General features: G+C 55.4%; 17 protein-coding genes. 12 read left to right on the top strand and 5 right to left on the bottom strand.

The window, feature by feature from the left end; translation table 11 throughout:
- The first annotated feature begins 62 nt into the window (after positions 1 to 62).
- On the top strand, positions 63 to 836 hold the full coding sequence (locus CYR52_RS11735; RefSeq protein WP_101828635.1) for a DeoR/GlpR family DNA-binding transcription regulator: 774 nt from the start codon (positions 63 to 65) through the stop codon (positions 834 to 836).
- Positions 837 to 1208: 372 nt separating this feature from the next.
- Here CYR52_RS11735 and CYR52_RS11730 read toward each other — a convergent pair whose 3' ends face one another.
- From CYR52_RS11730 to CYR52_RS11720, 3 genes are all read right to left on the bottom strand, one after another.
- The gene (locus tag CYR52_RS11730; RefSeq protein ID WP_101828634.1) at positions 1209 to 1784 is read right to left on the bottom strand and encodes a hypothetical protein; all 576 of its coding nucleotides are present in this window, start codon (positions 1782 to 1784) and stop codon (positions 1209 to 1211) included.
- Between the two features lie 959 nt (positions 1785 to 2743).
- The gene (locus CYR52_RS11725; RefSeq protein ID WP_101828651.1) at positions 2744 to 3622 is read right to left on the bottom strand and encodes a RepB family plasmid replication initiator protein; all 879 of its coding nucleotides are present in this window, start codon (positions 3620 to 3622) and stop codon (positions 2744 to 2746) included.
- A 378-nt stretch (positions 3623 to 4000) separates the two neighbouring features.
- Positions 4001 to 4918, bottom strand: a complete 918-nt coding sequence (locus CYR52_RS11720; RefSeq protein WP_072932266.1) for a DMT family transporter — start codon at positions 4916 to 4918, stop codon at positions 4001 to 4003.
- A 235-nt stretch (positions 4919 to 5153) separates the two neighbouring features.
- Here CYR52_RS11720 and CYR52_RS11715 point away from each other — a divergent pair, with 235 nt between their 5' ends.
- The 4 genes from CYR52_RS11715 to CYR52_RS11700 all read left to right on the top strand — a co-directional run bounded on the left by CYR52_RS11715 (position 5154) and on the right by CYR52_RS11700 (position 8469).
- Positions 5154 to 5993 carry a transporter substrate-binding domain-containing protein gene (locus tag CYR52_RS11715; RefSeq protein WP_072932268.1) on the top strand — a complete coding sequence of 280 codons (840 nt, stop codon included), beginning with the start codon at positions 5154 to 5156 and terminating at the stop codon, positions 5991 to 5993.
- A gap of 80 nt (positions 5994 to 6073) precedes the next feature.
- The gene (gene pxpB, locus CYR52_RS11710; protein WP_079205317.1) at positions 6074 to 6703 is read left to right on the top strand and encodes a 5-oxoprolinase subunit PxpB; all 630 of its coding nucleotides are present in this window, start codon (positions 6074 to 6076) and stop codon (positions 6701 to 6703) included.
- Positions 6700 to 7686, top strand: a complete 987-nt coding sequence (locus CYR52_RS11705) for a 5-oxoprolinase subunit C family protein (protein ID WP_101828633.1) — start codon at positions 6700 to 6702, stop codon at positions 7684 to 7686. The genes pxpB and CYR52_RS11705 overlap by 4 nt, the downstream gene beginning before the upstream one ends.
- Positions 7687 to 7698: 12 nt before the next feature.
- The gene (locus tag CYR52_RS11700) at positions 7699 to 8469 is read left to right on the top strand and encodes a 5-oxoprolinase subunit PxpA (RefSeq protein ID WP_072932274.1); all 771 of its coding nucleotides are present in this window, start codon (positions 7699 to 7701) and stop codon (positions 8467 to 8469) included.
- Positions 8470 to 8501: 32 nt separating this feature from the next.
- On the opposite strand, the gene CYR52_RS11695 is transcribed toward CYR52_RS11700, so the two are convergent.
- Positions 8502 to 9704: a pyridoxal phosphate-dependent aminotransferase gene (locus CYR52_RS11695; RefSeq protein ID WP_101828632.1), complete on the bottom strand. Its 1203-nt coding sequence runs from the start codon at positions 9702 to 9704 to the stop codon at positions 8502 to 8504.
- Between the two features lie 295 nt (positions 9705 to 9999).
- On the opposite strand from CYR52_RS11695, the gene nac reads away from it, so the two are divergent.
- From nac to CYR52_RS11660, 7 genes are all read left to right on the top strand, one after another.
- Positions 10000 to 10923, top strand: coding sequence for a nitrogen assimilation transcriptional regulator NAC (nac, locus tag CYR52_RS11690; protein WP_072932279.1), 924 nt, complete (start codon positions 10000 to 10002; stop codon positions 10921 to 10923).
- 130 nt (positions 10924 to 11053) lie between these two features.
- Positions 11054 to 11500: an acetyl-CoA carboxylase biotin carboxyl carrier protein gene (locus tag CYR52_RS11685; RefSeq protein ID WP_072932293.1), complete on the top strand. Its 447-nt coding sequence runs from the start codon at positions 11054 to 11056 to the stop codon at positions 11498 to 11500.
- A 130-nt stretch (positions 11501 to 11630) separates the two neighbouring features.
- Positions 11631 to 12383: an SDR family oxidoreductase gene (locus CYR52_RS11680; protein WP_072932295.1), complete on the top strand. Its 753-nt coding sequence runs from the start codon at positions 11631 to 11633 to the stop codon at positions 12381 to 12383.
- A 15-nt stretch (positions 12384 to 12398) separates the two neighbouring features.
- On the top strand, positions 12399 to 13094 hold the full coding sequence (locus CYR52_RS11675; protein WP_072932297.1) for an amino acid ABC transporter permease: 696 nt from the start codon (positions 12399 to 12401) through the stop codon (positions 13092 to 13094).
- Between the two features lie 5 nt (positions 13095 to 13099).
- Positions 13100 to 13855, top strand: coding sequence for an amino acid ABC transporter permease (locus CYR52_RS11670; protein WP_072932299.1), 756 nt, complete (start codon positions 13100 to 13102; stop codon positions 13853 to 13855).
- A 9-nt stretch (positions 13856 to 13864) separates the two neighbouring features.
- The gene (locus CYR52_RS11665; protein ID WP_101828631.1) at positions 13865 to 14602 is read left to right on the top strand and encodes an amino acid ABC transporter ATP-binding protein; all 738 of its coding nucleotides are present in this window, start codon (positions 13865 to 13867) and stop codon (positions 14600 to 14602) included.
- Between the two features lie 431 nt (positions 14603 to 15033).
- Positions 15034 to 15546, top strand: a complete 513-nt coding sequence (locus CYR52_RS11660) for a lysozyme inhibitor LprI family protein (protein ID WP_101828630.1) — start codon at positions 15034 to 15036, stop codon at positions 15544 to 15546.
- A gap of 520 nt (positions 15547 to 16066) precedes the next feature.
- On the opposite strand, the gene CYR52_RS11655 is transcribed toward CYR52_RS11660, so the two are convergent.
- On the bottom strand, positions 16067 to 16948 hold the full coding sequence (locus CYR52_RS11655) for a RepB family plasmid replication initiator protein (RefSeq protein WP_101828629.1): 882 nt from the start codon (positions 16946 to 16948) through the stop codon (positions 16067 to 16069).
- Positions 16949 to 17099 lie beyond the last annotated feature (151 nt).

Below are 17099 nucleotides of genomic sequence, written 5' to 3'. Positions count from 1 at the left end.
TTACCGTACAGTGATAATTTGTGCTCGTTTATGATTCTTTATATCGTATTTCAGGAGTTATCATGCTCGATTATGCAGCTTTCCCGGAACAGAGGCAATCGCTGATTCGGCAATTATTAGTTCAGGAAGGCCGGGTGGTATGTGCTGACCTGGCGGAGAAGTGGCAGGTTTCTGAACATACGATCCGGCGTGATTTGCAGGAGCTGGCACGGGAAGGAGTGTGTAAAAAAGTCTATGGCGGCGCTGTCAGCATCGTGCCGCCGTCAGGTGATCTGGCGGCCCGCACTGAACAGGGCAGCGCTGAAAAAGCACGGCTCGGCGCGGCCTGCGCGCAGCTGGTGAAAGCCGGGAGTTGTATTTTCATTGATGCCGGCTCGACCAATCTGGCCCTTGCCCACGCCCTGCCGGATGACCTGGCGTTCACGGCAGTCACCAATACCCCTGCCATTGCTGTTGCGCTGATGGCGCACCCGCATTGTGACGTCATTATGCTGGGTGGGCGCCTGCAAAGGCAGAGCGGCGGCAGCGTGGGCATTACCGCCCAGCAGCAGGCCGCGCAGATCGCGTTTGATCAGGTGTTTCTGGGCGGCTGCGCACTCGACGCCGAAGAGGGCATGACGGTATTCGACTACGAGGACGCGGCGTTCAAGAAGTCGGTGATGTTACGCAGTAACGAAGTGATCATGGCGATGACCGCGGAAAAAGTCCCCGGCGTCGCCCGTTACTCCGTTGCTTCCTGTGAAGACATCGCGGTGCTGGTGGTGGAGCGCACCCTGCCCGCCGGGATGCTCGCCGCGTTTAAGGAGAAGAATATCCGGTTGGTGCATCCTGAATAAGGGGGATGTCTGTTAAGCAGAGCATAATAAACATGGACAGTGACAGCCAGCCGCCAGAAAGGAGGCTTATCATTTTCATTGCTTGCATGAGCAACTTCAGGTGCAGCCGGTGAGCAATTTATAATGTGCCGCGGAGTAATCAGGCGATGTTGATAATGGGGTTTAACATTAAAGTATGATGTAACTAAAAAACATGGGCAGCAACGTTTTATCAGAGATAGATTGTCTTTTCAACAAGTTATTATCTGAATGCAGGGTGTAACACCGCCAACTCATCTTGAGCAGGGATTAACGCATGTTACACCTTGTTATTGAATTAAATTTATCCTTTAATTCATCAGGAATAAAATAATAACTGGATAGCGCACCCGGTTAATAAATCTCCCAAAGCCTTTCATCAGTCTGTAGTGTTAAAGTGTCTGTGCTGGGATCAAATTCTGCATTTTTCAGCATGTGGGTAAAGCATTTTTTCCCATCTTTGCGGCGGTGAAATTGAATAACCTTGGATCCAATTTTGGTTAACGCCTCAAAAATACGTAAGCGCAACCGTTGCGTAATTTCATGTGATTCAAAACCACATAGGTGGGCGAAGACAGGGAAAGGTAAAGTCACGGTATTTGTCTGTGCACCCTGTTCACTGAACACGGCAATAATGCCCATCCATACAGAAAAATCAGTAAGAATATTAAGACGCTCTCCCCGTATTTGTATCTGATCATAACGTTCATGATGTGAAAGCATTAATGAAGACAGCGCAGCAGACACATCAACCCGGTGTTTTTCACCGTTTACCGCCGTCTGTGTGCCTGGGACAAATATGCTTAACCACAGCAACACAGCCGGATGCACCATCGAACCTGACGTTGCTGCATGTTGGTTAGGGCCAGTGAGTTTATTGCTGTTTAATGCATTTATAAAAAAACGGTTACCAATCAGTACATTATCCATTTTTATGTTTCCTGTTCCTTCAGCAGGTATAACTATTTTCTCTGAATAAGATGACATCTATTCGCGTAGGTTAAATAACACTTTCTACATGATGCCACGCACAGTAAAGCATGATGTAGTGTACATTTTACATGATCTAACACACATCAATGCACTCTGAGGCTGATAAAAGGTAGCTCATAACCCCGTATGCTTTTTAAAGCATACGATGAAAATCTCTCACCATTCTTTATGTACCTGTCGCTTGCAACAGGTTTCATCCTTTCCGTTGATGAGCGTCAGATCACTTCGCTTTTTAAAGTCGCAATTTAATACGCCCCTCCAACTCGTCAGGTATGCGCCCCCCAGGTTTTTGGGGGCTTAAAATGCATTAATTCTAAATAGCGCTGGACTTATCAACATAGAAGGTTCCACCTATCAGAAAATGGTCGGGGATAATTATTCTTATTTTATTAAGAATAAGTAGGCTCTCACCTAATACTTAATTCACACCCTACCCGCGCTGCTTAATGCCGGGTAAACACCTTCCACAGTGATTTACAGCGACACCTGGTGTTTCATAGGGTGATTGCCTGTAACACCTGGTAAGCCAACCTGCCAGCAGCCCTGCTGCGGATAAGGGGATCAACCGCGAGGCGCCGGGCAGCGGACAAGTGCATCAACCGGGCTAAAGAGCAATGACCCAAAGCAGGTGAGCGTTCAAAGCAGCAGGATGAGCATTTGTCTATTCATGGTAACGCGGGGTTTCTGATTGATGAGGATTCGTCTATTCATGGCAGTGATGGCCGGCAGGAGGATGAATTGCCGGTTGAAGCCCCATCGCGATTGGTCTGTTCATGGTAGAGTGCGCTTCATCACATTTTTTAGCCGGGAAATTGTCCACTCCATCGCGGAATGCCATGAACAGGCACAACACCACCATGAATAGACAAATCCACCATGAACCGACTAATGCGCGGCTACTCGCCTGGCAGCAGTTCCGGGCGGCGGGAATGGATTAAAAAATAAACCGCGCCCTCTTTTTTCACTTCCGAATAGGTGAGATAACCGATTTTTTCCAACTCTTTCATGGCATTACGCACGGCAAGGTTTTGTGTGCCGATGCTCGACGTCAGGTTCAGGCGATCGCGTAACCGCTCCAGCGACACTTTGATAAAACCGCTCGGCATACTTTCGATGTACACATACAACGCCTGGGCAGATTCCTTACGCGGCAGCGCCTGAATAGCTTTCAGCTGCAAAAGAACTTTATGGTCAAAGGCATACAGCTCCCACAGACGCGCATCCCCTTCCAGCACGATGGTGTCTTTCTCAATGTCATACAACGCATTGTTGAGTAAGTGCGTAATGAACGCTTTCGTACCGTTTTTATTTTTAAACGAGATCACGACTGACGCTAAACGGTTGAGAGAATTGAAAAAACGGTCTCTGGAGCGTTTGTTGATATCATCAACCGCGATGCCGCTCAGTTTGGCAAACTCGGTAAAAGGCAACTCGATTTTGTTGGAGTTCACCCCATATTTGCTGAATGCCCTGATCGTCCCTATCCAGGTTTTGAAATCTGTACTCATATCAAGGCGGTTACCGCGGATCATGATGCTGGTATACCCCTCTGATTTGGCTATCTCCAGCTCTCTCAGATCGTCAGACGCATCGATCACAGATCCACCGCGGACAGGTTTATTTCTGGCTGCAGGCACAAAAACGCCCAGGCGCATCAGGGCGATAGGCTGGACAGTCCTGTTAGCAGTCGGAGTCAGTGGATAAGATTTCTTTTCCGTATCAACATTAAAGACCAACGCATCATTTATTGTCATGATTTCACTGTCTTTTCTCATGCCCTGCATCCTATAATTCAACGGTGAGTAAAAATGGCTTTTACCATGAACAGACCAACACTTTGCCATGAACAGACTAATGATTACCATGAATAAACCAATGTTTACCATGAACAGACCAACGTTTACCATGAACAGACAAATCCAAAGTGCCTTTTTCCTCAGATAAATCAAATTATTATATGCCCGGTGATCTTTTAGGATCTTTATAGGATCTATTTAGGATCTATTTTAGGATCTATCCAGTGGATAAGTGGATAACCCGTTTCAACAGAGGGCTGAAGGTGCAGGAACGTGGCAATAAAAGGCGTTTCATCAGGAAAATAACCGGGCAGCGTTAAGCGAGAAAAGGCGTACCGAAAGGGGAATGCGCCCCGCTTATGAAGAACGTATTACTTGCGCCCTGCGCTGACGCTGATCGCTCCAGACGGTAAAGATACCTGCCAATGCTACAATCGATGCACCAATCAGGGTCGAGGGGCCGGGCAAACTGTCGAGGAACAGATAGCCAATCACCATCGACCACACCAACGTGGTGTAATCGAACGGTGCCAGCAGTGAGGCATCAGTATAACGCAGGCTCAGGGTAATCAGGATTTGCGCCATACCGCCAAAAAAACCGCAGCCGATTAACAGGATCAACTGATGGGGCGTGGGCATCACCCAGCCAAAAAACAGGGTGAACAGCCCAATCAGGGTGGTCATCAGCGAAAAATAGAAAACAATGGCACCGGGCTTCTCAATACCATTAAGAAAGCGGATCTGCACATTCGACGTTGCCGAACACATTGCAGCAACCAGGGCAAATAACGCCCCCAGACCCGTGCCGGCAGAAACGCCTTGCAGGGTGAAAAATGCACTGCCGGCAGTCAGATTCGCTGACAGCATCATGATGATCCCGGCGAAACCCACCACAACTGCCAGCCAGCGGGAAAAGCGTACGTTCTCTTTCAACAGTAGCGCCGCCATGATCACCGTGAATAACGGCGCAGCATAGCTGATGGCAGTGGCATCAGCCAGAGAGAGATACACCAGCGCCATATAGTTAAAATACATGCCGCCGGTACCGGAAAACCCCCGGATCAAATGGCCGCCGATATTGCTGGTTTTAATGCTCTCAAGGATGCAGCCCTGGCTTTTCAGCCAAATCAGCAAAGGGATCAACGCCACGAATGACCGGAAGAAAATCACCTCGCCGGTAGGGACTGTTCCCTGCAACCCTTTGACGCAAGCCAGCATCAGGGTTGCACAGAGTGCTGAAAGTATTTTTAGTGAAATCCCCAATCTGGCATTCATGGTATTACCCGCAGAGTTAACTGGAAAAAGAGCGCGGAACACGCTTTGCCCCCGTACCTTAGGTCGCAGGCCTGGCGCAGGGTTAAGATAATTTCGTTCTGCCCGGATAGTTTTTGCTTATTTTTCCCGGTCATATAAATCCCCTATCTCCCGACACGGTTTCCCTCTTACCGGCCATAACGTAACGCCGATATAGTCGGTTAACACCTTATCCGGTGCTAATGGGAGATCCCGAATGACACTCAAGCAATGCGCGCCTTTTGCGCTGGCCCTGCCCGCTCTGCTGGCGTTCTCGTCAGCCCAGGCGGATTTACTCTCTGATGTGAAAGCACGCGGTGAACTGAAATGCGCTGTCTACTCCGATGTGCCACCCTTCTCTTCACCCGATCCCAAAACCCGCCAGCTGGTAGGCATGGATGTTGATCTCTGCCACGCGCTGGGCCGGCAAATGGGGGTGAAAACCATGCTGATGCCGACGTCCGTCGAAGCGCGTATTGCGGTGATCGCCACCGGGCGCGCAGATGTGCTGATCGCGAACCTGGCGTACACCAAAACACGCGGCAAGCAGATCCAGTTCAGCGATCCGTACTACGTGGCGAAAGAGATGCTGTTGGTCAAACAGCCGAACGCGGATAAAACCCTGGCGGATTTCAAAGGCAAACGCATCAGCGCCACCAAAGGCACCACCTCTGAGCAGTCGATCCATCTCAAGGGCGGCAAAGCGGTGACCTTCCAGGATGCCGCGTCCGCTTTCCTGGCGCTGGAGCAGAACAAAGCTGTGGGCTTCGTCACCAACACCATGACAGCCATCAAAATGATCAATCAGGCGAAAAAAGACGGCATCGAGCTGGCGATGATCAAAGAGCCGATGGCGCTGGAGCCGATTGGTGTCGGCATGAAGCGTGACGAGCCGGCGTTGCTGGCGAACGTCAATACCAGCCTGAAAGCGATGGATGACAACGGCACCATCGACAAAATCTGGGCGACCTGGATCGGGCCGGGCACCGAATACAACATGGTGCGTGAGGAGCGCGTCCAGCCGCTCGCCAGCCTGAACTTCCAACCACTGGAATAATCATGGTGCTGTCACGCGCTGCAGCGCGCCCCCTCATCCTCTCCCCGGCGGAGGGCAAAACCGGCCTGAAGCTCTCCACCATGGGCAGCCGTGCCTGGCTGGCCGAAACCACCGGCGCGTTTGACTTACCCGCCCAGCGCCGTATCTGGTCACTGGCGCGGGCACTGGCACAGTGTGACGACGTGGAATCGCTGATCCCCGGTGTCACCAATTTGCTGGTGTTATTTCGCGCCACCCCGCCTGATGCCGGAGTGGTTGAATATCGCCTGCACCAGCTATGGCAGCAGGCACAGGCGGTAGAGGCCAACGGTAAGCTCATCCATATCCCGGTCTGCTACGGCGGGGAACACGCCAGCGATCTGGACGCGGTATGCCGCCATACCGGCTTCAGCGCGCAGGAGGTGGTGCGCCGCCACTATCAGGGCCATTACACGGTGTTTGCTATCGGCAGCGCACCGGGGTTTGGCTATCTCCACGGCCTCGACCCACTGTTGGCCACCCCGCGTAAAAAAGTGCCGTCGCTCAATATGCCGAAGGGCACCGTGACGATCGGCGGCCCGCAGGCAGGCGTGTCAGTACTGACCGGGCCGAACGGCTGGAATGCGATCGGCTATGCCGATATTGCGGTGTTTGATCCCTGGGCGGAAAGCCCGGCGTTGATGGCACCCGGTGATACCGTACGCTTCCTGCCGGAGAGGATTGAACTGTGATTGAGATTGAACAGAGCGCCGCCCTGAATACCGTGCAGGATTTGGGGCGTTTTACCTGGCGTCACCTGGGGGTTTCCGTGAGCGGCGTGATGGACCCGCTGGCACTGCGTGCCGGGAATATCCTGTTGGGTAACGATGAAAATGCCGCCGCGATTGAAGTGCAGATGTTCCCGTTTCGCGTGCGTTTTACTGCCGATACTGCGATTGCAGTGACCGGCGCAGACTGCCGTACCCGGCTGGACGGTATCGAACTGCCGGCGTGGTGGGGCTGTGCGGTGAAACGCGGGCAGGTGCTGGAGATGCGTTACCCGCGCCACGGCGCCCGTGGCTACCTGTGCATTGCGGGCGGCATTGATGTACCGCAGGTGCTGGGGTCGCGCAGTACCGCACTGCGCGGCAGCTTTGGCGGCCTTGAGGGTCGCCCGTTACAACGCGGCGACAGGCTCACTACCGGCACCCCCACCGCCGCGCCGCTGCCGCCCGGCGGCATCGGTATTGAGCCGCCGGAGCAGGCAATGCCTGAGGCGTTTACACGTAACCGCGCCGGGCTGGTGAACGTCCGCGCCATCCCTTCAGGGGAGTATGCCCTGTTTGCCGCGGATGCCACACGCTTCTGGCAACAGCCCTGGCAGGTGTCGCGGCAGAGTAACCGCACCGGCTACCGGCTGGCCGGAGAGCCGGTTCTGCCGTCAGAAACGGTGGAGATGCGCTCCTATGGCCTGATCCCCGGCATTGTGCAGGTGCCGCCCGCCGGGGAGCCGATCATTCAGCTCAGTGATGCCAATACCGCAGGCGGATACCCGAAAATCGCCTGTGTTATTGAAGAGGATTTGTGGCGTCTGGGCCAGGTGCAGCCCGGCCAGTCAATCCAGCTGGTCGAGACTGACGCGCAGGGCGCAATAGCGGCCCGCCAGGCGATGGAACACTGGCTCGCGACCGTGCGCGACAGCGTCACACTGTATTCATCCGCAGCAGGGTTTTAACAGGATAACCGTATGAAAATTGACATCAATTCGGATATGGGCGAAGGGTTTGGGGTTTATCAGCTGTGTGATGATGCCGCGCTGATGGAGGTGGTGTCATCGGCCAATATCGCCTGCGGCTTTCATGCCGGCGACCCGGCGATCATGACGCGCATGGTACGGCTGGCGCACGCGCACGGCGTCGGCATCGGTGCCCATCCGGGGTTCCCGGACCGGCAGGGGTTCGGGCGCAAAGAGTTGCCTTACTGCCCGGAAGAGATCTGCCAGCAGGTGATTTACCAGATCGGTGCACTGCGAGCCATCGCCCAGGCGGAAGGCGCGCGGGTCGCGCATGTCAGTTTCCATGCGGCAATGGGTACGATGATCAACCGTGACGACGCGCTGGCAGCGCAGGTGATGCGGGCGATTGCACATATCGACCCGACGCTTATTATCTTCTCGCAGCCCGACACTTTGATTGAACGCGCCGCCGCCGCCGCGGGCCTGCCAACCCTGACACTGTTTCTCGCTGACCGCGCCTATGATGCCAATGGCCGGCTGGTGCCGCGCGGCGTGCCGGGGGCAGTCATCACCGGGGAACAGGCGGTACGGGCGCGGGTACGCCAGTTTTTACACCAGGGCACCGTCACCACCCTTGAGGGGGAACGTTTGCCGATCCGCGCGCGCTCTATCCTGATCCACAGCGATACGCCGGGGTCAGTCGAACTGGCCAGGCAGGTACGCAGTGAAATCAACGCCAACGGCGACAGCATTGCACCGGCCGCTGAGGTACTGGCCCAATAACCCGCAGGGGGCCACATCGGCCCCCTGGTTGATTAACGGCAGCCTGCGCAGAACGCCGCGAGGCGATCGCAGCCGGTGTGCAGCCGTTCCATGCTGGTGGCGTAGGAGAGCCGGAAATAGGGGCTCATGCCGTAAGCCGCGCCCGGCACCGTCACCACATGCTGCTCCTCAATCAATGCCATCACAAAATCTGCATCGTTATTGAGTTTGCGCCCCGCCGCGCTGGTTTTCCCGATAATCCCTTCGATATTCACAAACAGGTAAAACGCGCCCTGCGGGGAATGGCAGCGCACACCGGGGATCGCGGCCAGACGGCCCAACACATAATCACGGCGTTCGCGGTAAATGGCGGCACGCGCGTTCAGCAGATCCTGCGGGCCCTCCAGCACCGCCACTGCCGCCGCCTGCGTCAGCGTGGTGACGCCCCCGCTGTTCTGGGTGTTCACATTGCTCATCGCGTTGATTAACGCTGCCGGGCCGCCGCAAAAACCCAGCCGCCAGCCGGTCATGGAATAGGCTTTTGATACACCGTTCACCGTCAGGACACGATCGAAGAGGCGCGGCTCAACCTGTGCCAGCGTCCAGAAGGTCACGTCGTCATAAATCAGGTGCTCATAAATATCATCAGTCAGCACCCAGACATGCTGATGACGCAGCACCACCTCCGCTATTGCGCGCAGCTCATCAAACGTCGCTACCGCGCCGGTGGGGTTACTGGGGTAATTGATCAGCAGCCATTTGGTTTTGGCCGTGATCGCCGCGTCGAGATCGGCGGGCAGCGGTTTGAAGCCGTATTCTTCATGGCAGGCCACCGGCACCGGCGTCCCGCCGGCAAATCTCACGATATCGGCATAGCTGATCCAGGAGGGCGTCGGGATCACCACCTCATCGCCGGGATTGATCGTCGCCATCATGGCATTGAAGATGATTTGCTTGGCACCGCCGGCAGTGAGGATCTGGCTGACATCGTAATGCAATTCGTTATCACGCAGGAATTTACGCTGAATGGCTGCCCGTAAGGCGGGCGTGCCGTCCGTGGGCGGGTAACGCGTATCGCCCGCGCGTGCGGCGGCATAGGCGGCCTCTGTGGCGTGTTCCGGCGTCGGGAAATCCGGCTCGCCGGTGGAAAGCCCGACGACATCAACGCCCTGCGCGGCAAGGTCACGCGCTTTTTGCGTCATGGCGACGGAGGCAGAGACAGAAACATGGGTTAAGCGATCGGCAATATCAGGCATGGCGCACTCATTCCAGGTGGCAGGTCAGAAAGCCGCGGGTGAACGCCACCGCGGCAGCAAAGTTCAGACCGAGCATAGGGCGGCGGCGGCGGCGGCGGATAATAGCGCTTTCCTGTGGTGACATAACCCAATGCAATAATGCGCGCCGGGCAACGCACCGCGCTGGTGCAGCCCGTCCCGCCTTTTCCGGCTGGCCATTGGGCAAAGGCCGCGCGCCCGGCGGCTCTGCCGGATAAGGCGTTCTGGCACCGATCTTGCGTGTGATAAAAACACGTTATGACATGAGATCCTGCCCATGAACCTTCGTCGCCTGAAATACTTCATCAAGATTGTGGATGTCGGCAGCCTGACGCAGGCCGCAGATATCCTGCATATTGCCCAGCCGGCATTGAGTCAGCAGCTGGCAACGCTGGAGGGCGAAGTTAATCAGCAACTGCTGATCCGCACCAAGCGCGGGGTAACGCCGACCGAGGCGGGCAACATCCTGTATGCCCACGCCCAGGCGATCCTGCGTCAGTGCGACCAGGCGCAAAGCGCCATTGACGGCGCCGGGCGGGCCTTGTCCGGCCAGGTTTCCGTGGGGCTGGCACCCGGCACTGCCGCCCAGCAACTCGCACTGCCGCTGATGGCGGAGGTGCACCGGCAGCATCCGGGCATCGTGCTCTACTTCAATGAAAATTTCGGCACCACACTCAGTGAGCTGATCATGAATGGCCGGATGGACATGGCGGTGATCTACGACAACCGCAATATCCACGGGCTGCGCTTCATTCCGCTGATGAAAGAGGCGCTTTACTTCGTCTGCCCCAATCTGCTGGCTGAACCGGTACGTGAGATCCGCCTGGCCGAGGTGGCGCGCTATGAGCTGTTCCTGCCGCGCATCTACAACATCATGCGCAAAGTTGCCGATGACGCCTTTATCCACGCCGGGCTGGCCTACCGCGTAAAGTGCGAAATTGAATCCCAGACCACCCTCAATGCCGCGCTGGCGGCGGGCATGGGCTGCACCATCATGCCGGAATCGGCGGCGCGCGGCATGGTGAAAGCCGCCGATGCCTGGATAGCGAAAATCATCGACCCGGACGTGCAAACCTCGCTGTCGTTCTGTATGTCTGACCACCTGCCGTTATCGCAACCGGCGGAGGCGGTCAAAGAGATCCTGTTGCAGCTGATGGCCCGGCGCACCGCTGACAACCGCCCGCTTACCCTGGTGGGGTGATAAGCACCGCTTATTGCCTTAACACGAAAGCCTCTTACGGAAGAGAAACCGTCCCGCGCTAGAGTCGCTGCTCCGGCGTGGGGGAGGTTGGCCCCGCGCACGTCAACCGCCGGCCCGCAATGGAGGGAATATGGAAAAAGACACGCTCGCCCTTGGTCACATTCGCCAGCTGGCGAAAAAAATGCACGCATCGGGGCTGCATGAAATTGAACTGCACAATGGCCACTGGTCATTGACGCTGCGCTACCCGGCACGCCCCGCCGTTGCCGGAGGCGCTCCTTTCCCCCTTGAACTCCGCAAGCCTGCGCCTTCCGGTGCAAACGCCCCGCCTGACGTTACGCCGCTTTCTGCGCCGATGCCGGGCCGGGTGCTGCTGCGCCATCCGCAACAGGATGCCGCCTGGATCCAGCCGGGCCAGCGGGTCACACAGCACGAGCTGCTCGCGCTGCTCAAAGTGGGCGCGCTCTACCTGCCGCTGCGCAGCCCGACCACAGGTGTGGTGGCGCACATCGTGGCGGAGCAGGGGCAGGCAGTGGAATTCGGCAGCCCGATCGTGCTGATCGCTGCACAGCCCTGAGCGTTATAAGTCAGCCTTATCCCCTCAGTGCGTTTATGTCTTATACCCGCCGGGCATAACTGCATAGAGTCAAAAAACAGAGAGTAACCGACTGCGCGACGCATCGCGCAACCTACCAAGGAGAGCTGAGATGCCGTTTTCTGATTACAACGTTGCGCTGGTCACCGGCGCGTCCGCCGGGATGGGCGAAGCGATTGTGGAACGCCTGTGCCGCGAAGGCATCACCGTTCATGCGGTGGCCCGGCGCAAAGAGCACCTGGCGGCGCTGGCCGACCGCACCGGCTGCATTCCCCATGCGATTGACGTTGCGGATTTGGCCGCCCTGACCGCCTTATGCCGCGATCTGCAGGTCGATATTCTGGTAAACAATGCCGGGGTATCCCACCCTGGGTCGATTCTGCAGGCCGATGAGCACGTGGTGGATACCCAGGTGGATGTCAACCTGCGCGCAGTGCTGCACCTGTGCCGCCTGCTGGTGCCGGGCATGGTGGCGCGCGATTGCGGCCACGTCATCAACATCACCTCTATCGCGGCGATCTACAACTTCAACGGCAATTCGGTCTATCACGCCACCAAAGCGGGCGTTCATGCGCTGTCGCGCCAGTTGCGCGTTGACTGCTGCGGCAAACGGGTACGCGTCACGGAGATCTGCCCCGGCCGGGTGGCCACGGACATTTTCGGCAACGTGTCGGGCAACCATGAAGAGGCCCGCCGCCATTTTATTGACGGCTTCGAACTGCCGCAGGCGAGCGATATCGCTGATTGCGTGGCGTTCGCCATTTCCGCACCGATTGCCGTCAATATCGGCAATATCGAAATCATGCCGACCCTTCAGGTGCCGGGGGGCCTCTCCACCCTGCGCCCCGGCGACAGCCTGAACTGATCAGGAGAAACCAACATGGCACTCGATTTCAGCACCGTGATGAGCGGCCACTATGGCCGGATGATCGTCGATGGCGCGGTGGTCACGCTGGAACTGGCGTTGGGTGCCTGGCTGCTGGCCATGTTCATTGCGCTGATACTGGTGGTCATCCGCCTGACCGGCCGCCGCAGCGCGCAATGGCTGGTATCGGCCTATGTCTCCTACCACCGTAACGTACCGACGCTGATTCAGCTGATGATGTGGTACTTCGCGATCCCGACGCTGCTGCCGGAAGCGGTGCAGATGTGGGTAAATGAATTCAACGCAGAGTTCCTGTTCTCGCTGTTTGCCCTGGGGTTATGCCAGGCAGCCTACTTTTCTGAGGACATCCGCAGCGGCCTGCGGGCGATCCCGGAAGGCCAGACCGAAGCCGCCCGCGCGCTGGGCATGGGCTACGTTCGGTCGATGCGGCTGGTGATCCTGCCGCAGGGCATCCGCAATGCGTTGCCGTCCGTGATCAACCACAGCGTGTTGCTGTTCAAAAACACCAGCCTGGCGATGGTGATTGGCGTGGCCGATCTCACTTACGTCACGCGTGACATTGAAAACCAGACCTTCCGCACTTTTGAAGCCTATGTGATCGCCACTGCCGGTTATCTGGCCTTCTCCTTACTGTTGATGGGCGCAGGCGCCCTGCTGGCGCGCCGCTTTCAGCGTGCCTATGCGAGGTAACCACCATGTTTGAGATATTCAGCATTTTGCATGACAACGGCCTGTTGCTGTTGATGGGGCAATACCCCAGCGGCCCGCTCGGCGGCGTGCTCTGTACGCTGTTGCTGTCGCTGCTGGCGGTGCTGCTGGCCTTTCCGGTGGGGGTGCTGCTGGGGCTGGCGCGGTTGTCGCCGTGGCGCTGGCTGAGCTGGCCCGCCGCCTGCTGGGTATATCTGCTGCGCGGCATCCCACTGATGATGGTGGTGTTCTGGACTTATTTCTGCGTGCCATTGCTGATCGGCCATACCATCAGCGGCTTCACCACCATGCTCTGCACGCTGGTGATTTATGAGAGCGCCTATATCGCTGAAATCGTGCGCGGCGGCATTCAGGCATTGCCTTCCGGCCAGTATGAAGCATCACGCGCGCTGGGCATGGGCCATATGAAAACCCTACGCCTGGTGATTTTGCCGCAGGCGCTGTTCAACACGCTGCCCAGCCTGGTGAGCCAGCTGGTTTCCATCATCAAAGACAGCACGCTCGGGTATGTCATCAACGTGCCGGAACTGACCTATGCCGCCAATCAGGTCAGCAACCAGCTGTTAACCAAGCCGTTTCAGGTGTTCGCCATCGTGGCACTGAGTTACTACCTCATTTGCTGCAGCCTGACCTGGCTGGCGAACCGGCTTGAGGCACATATCGCCCATAAACGCCGCAATGAACGCCCAATAGCCGGTGACGCCGTGGCACCCCTGGTGCTCAGCAAAACGCAACCCCAATAAGGAGCAGCCATGCGCCCGATGATTATGTTCAACCAGGTCAATAAGTGGTACGGCGACTATCAGGCTCTGACCAATGTCAGCGCTGAGATCAAAACCGGCGAAGTGGTGGTGGTGTGCGGGCCGTCCGGCTCCGGCAAATCGACGCTGATCCGCACCGTAAACCGGCTGGAGCCGATTGAGCAGGGCGAGATCCTGTTCGACGGCATCGATATCCACGGCAGCAGCACACGGCTGAACACGCTGCGCACACGCATCGGCTTCGTGTTCCAGAATTTCAACCTGTTCCCGCACGTATCAGTTATCGAAAACATTATGATGTCGCCGGTAAAAGTGCTGGGCGAGAAGCGTGCAGAGGCACGGCAACATGCGGGGATGCTGCTGGAACGGGTGGGCCTGTCGCACAAGGCCAACGCCTACCCGGCGCAGCTTTCCGGCGGGCAACAGCAGCGCGTCGCCATTGCCCGCGCGCTGGCGATGAAACCGCCGGTGATGCTGTTTGACGAACCCACCTCCGCGCTGGACCCGGAAATGGTGGGTGAAGTGCTCAATGTAATGCGTGGCCTGGCGCAGGAGGGCATGACCATGATGTGTGTGACGCATGAAATGAATTTTGCCCGCGACGTCGCCGATACCATCTGGTTTATGGATCAGGGGCAAATCCTGGAGAAAGCCACGCCGGGTACCTTCTTCCGGGCACCGCAACACGCCCGCGCGCGCCGCTTCCTCAGCGATCTGCTGGTGCACTGAACCGGTATGCCCCGGAACAGGACTGCCGGGGTACGTTTTGCTGCGGAAGGTGGGAAAGTCTCCTGAGCATATCAAAGCACCCTGCCAAACGCCCTCAATCGTACGCAGTGCAGTTTTTTAGCTTACCCCTTCCGTTGACCTACCTATCATGGAAAACGCGTTAACATCCCGCTGAGGCGGGTTTTATGCGGTGATAGGATATGCAGCAATAACGCCCTTACAGCAAACAGGGGAGAGGTATACAGAGACACTGCAAAGGAGAACGTTATTCACCTTTGTCAGGCTGATTAACTGAATGCATGGGTCAAAAGATGAACGGAATCATGTCAGTCTATTCCAAGAGCTGTCAAAAAAGAGGATAACGGATTAAAGTCATACCAGACAAGATTTGATGTTTTCATTCACGTTTCATTGAAAAGGTAAATAGGGATATGCGGCCTTTACTGTATGGCGCGTCTTTTTTGACTGTTTTTATCGGGTATGTCGGGATCGCGATGGCCGGTGATTTGCCGTTGAGCAGCAAGCAAAACAATGTCGAGACATTCCAGCTGGCGTGCCGCGATAATCCTAAAATCACCACCATAGACATGAATAACTGTATTGCTGACAAAGTCGATCAAATTAAAGCGATACAAACCAGGTATGAGGAGGCCGCGCGTAACAGAGTGGCCTCGGGCCTGGATGATCCAGCTTCTCATGACCATGCTCAAAAAACATTGGATGCTTACGATGCTGAGAGTAAGGCCTGGGATGAGCTGCGGGTTAAGGCCATGGATGCCACGTATACCGATTGGGAAGAAGGCTCAATCCGTAATATCATGAGTGCCCAGAGAGAGATTGAAATCCGCGGGCTGCGTATTCATGACCTGTGGTTAAACTGGTTACAATATATGGATTCAACGCCTTCTGTTCTTCCAGAACCTAAATTCATCGACGTTCAGTAGAAGCTGTGCCTCAGCGGCGAGTCTTTGAATAATAAATACCTGATCACCCTTATTCACGCGCAAATGTTTGCTTTTTAGGCTGACACCCTATCCGCCCTTAGAATTGAAGGCTATTTCATTTTGCGGTTCGTGACAGGCATAGAGGCAAATAAGCTGTGCAATCAATATATATACAACGGATCTAAGAACGGGAAACACGTGAACATCCGGTTTACGCCGGTTTATCACGTGCAACAATGTCGGGTGACGCGGCTTCAGAGTGTGCGTTTGATTTTTATTGGTGACGACAAACGTCATCGGGGGAAAGTCTTCACTTTCATGAAAGCGCCAGGGGAGTAAGCAAGGATCCTGCGCAACGACTCACAAGTCTTCACTTTCATGAAGGGCACGGTTTAATCAGGGCGCTTTAGCGCAAAATTCCCTCAACAGGGGCGGAAAAAAGACAGGTTGCATGAAAGTGAAGATGTATGAAAGGCGGGTTGCATGAAAGTGAAGACTTCCCAGCCTGTGTTCATGAAAGTCACGACTCATGCCGCTGCATCGTCTGGAGCTTGGGGCGCCTGCTGTGCATAACAAATTGAATTTCTCGTGATTTTTTTATTTCGGTGTAATCCAGGTAACCTATTTTAGCCAGGTCAGCCAACGCCCGCCGGATAGTGGCGTTCTGTATCCTGATGGCTGATTCCATCGACAAGCGTTCCCGCAGCCGCTTCATGGAGATAAATAACACCCCTGCCGGCATACTCTCCAGATAGATATACAGCGATTGGGCCGCTTCCTTGCGGGAAAGCTCAGACAGCGCTTTTAAGCCTAAAAGGACTTTATGATCATACCGATAAAGCTCCCATAAGCTGGGATCACCTACAATCTCAACCGTATCTGTGTTCATGTTAAGGATCGCGCGTTGCACCAGGTGGGTGAACATGGATTTCTTGCCATCTTTGCTGCTGAACGCGAGGGTGACACTCGAGAGGCTGAACAGGGAATCGTGTAAACGCTTACGGGAACGGGCATTCAAATCCGCTGATTTTATCCCACACATTTTAGCGAATTCTGTAAAGGGTAATGTGATTTTTTCTGTTGAATATCCGTAGGTTGAAAAAGCCTGAATAATGCCTAACCAGGTTTTGAAATCGGTCGACATGCTCAGTTTTGCACCCTGGATACGGATGTTGGTATACCCTTCCTGCCTGGCAACTTCCAGGCTGCCTAATTCCTCCGAAGCATCAATGATGAAATCACGTTTACCCTTTTCTCTGGGGGCCACCGGCGTGAATACACTTAAGCGTAACAACGCCACAGGCTGAACCGTCTTGTGGCTGTTAGGGATCAGTTCATAACTTGTGCCTGAGTCTTTTTTAATAATCGAAAAAGGACTATCTATATCATTGTTATTATTCATTTTTCCATTTATTCACATCGGTTGTGTAAATGCAGGGTTTCTTCATGAAAGTGAAGACTTCAGAGGCATGAAAGTAGCGACCCAATGCATGAAAGTAAAGATGTTCCTCATGAAAGTGGAGACATAATGCATGAAAGTGAAGACCGTAAGG

This window comes from Chimaeribacter arupi, from assembly GCF_002858805.1.
Classification (GTDB): domain Bacteria; phylum Pseudomonadota; class Gammaproteobacteria; order Enterobacterales; family Enterobacteriaceae; genus Chimaeribacter; species Chimaeribacter arupi.
The sequence above is the reverse complement of the archived record's forward strand: the minus strand, read 5'-3'. Positions and strand labels throughout refer to the sequence as shown.

Coding starts and splice junctions, on each gene's coding strand:
- CYR52_RS11735 (WP_101828635.1), top strand. CDS start 63: ATGCTCGATTATGCAGCTTTCCCGGAACAGAGGCAATCGCTGATTCGG.
- CYR52_RS11730 (WP_101828634.1), bottom strand. CDS start 1,784: ATGGATAATGTACTGATTGGTAACCGTTTTTTTATAAATGCATTAAAC.
- CYR52_RS11725 (WP_101828651.1), bottom strand. CDS start 3,622: ATGAGAAAAGACAGTGAAATCATGACAATAAATGATGCGTTGGTCTTT.
- CYR52_RS11720 (WP_072932266.1), bottom strand. CDS start 4,918: ATGAATGCCAGATTGGGGATTTCACTAAAAATACTTTCAGCACTCTGT.
- CYR52_RS11715 (WP_072932268.1), top strand. CDS start 5,154: ATGACACTCAAGCAATGCGCGCCTTTTGCGCTGGCCCTGCCCGCTCTG.
- pxpB (WP_079205317.1), top strand. CDS start 6,074: ATGGGCAGCCGTGCCTGGCTGGCCGAAACCACCGGCGCGTTTGACTTA.
- CYR52_RS11700 (WP_072932274.1), top strand. CDS start 7,699: ATGAAAATTGACATCAATTCGGATATGGGCGAAGGGTTTGGGGTTTAT.
- CYR52_RS11695 (WP_101828632.1), bottom strand. CDS start 9,704: ATGCCTGATATTGCCGATCGCTTAACCCATGTTTCTGTCTCTGCCTCC.
- nac (WP_072932279.1), top strand. CDS start 10,000: ATGAACCTTCGTCGCCTGAAATACTTCATCAAGATTGTGGATGTCGGC.
- CYR52_RS11685 (WP_072932293.1), top strand. CDS start 11,054: ATGGAAAAAGACACGCTCGCCCTTGGTCACATTCGCCAGCTGGCGAAA.
- CYR52_RS11680 (WP_072932295.1), top strand. CDS start 11,631: ATGCCGTTTTCTGATTACAACGTTGCGCTGGTCACCGGCGCGTCCGCC.
- CYR52_RS11675 (WP_072932297.1), top strand. CDS start 12,399: ATGGCACTCGATTTCAGCACCGTGATGAGCGGCCACTATGGCCGGATG.
- CYR52_RS11670 (WP_072932299.1), top strand. CDS start 13,100: ATGTTTGAGATATTCAGCATTTTGCATGACAACGGCCTGTTGCTGTTG.
- CYR52_RS11665 (WP_101828631.1), top strand. CDS start 13,865: ATGCGCCCGATGATTATGTTCAACCAGGTCAATAAGTGGTACGGCGAC.
- CYR52_RS11660 (WP_101828630.1), top strand. CDS start 15,034: ATGCGGCCTTTACTGTATGGCGCGTCTTTTTTGACTGTTTTTATCGGG.
- CYR52_RS11655 (WP_101828629.1), bottom strand. CDS start 16,948: ATGAATAATAACAATGATATAGATAGTCCTTTTTCGATTATTAAAAAA.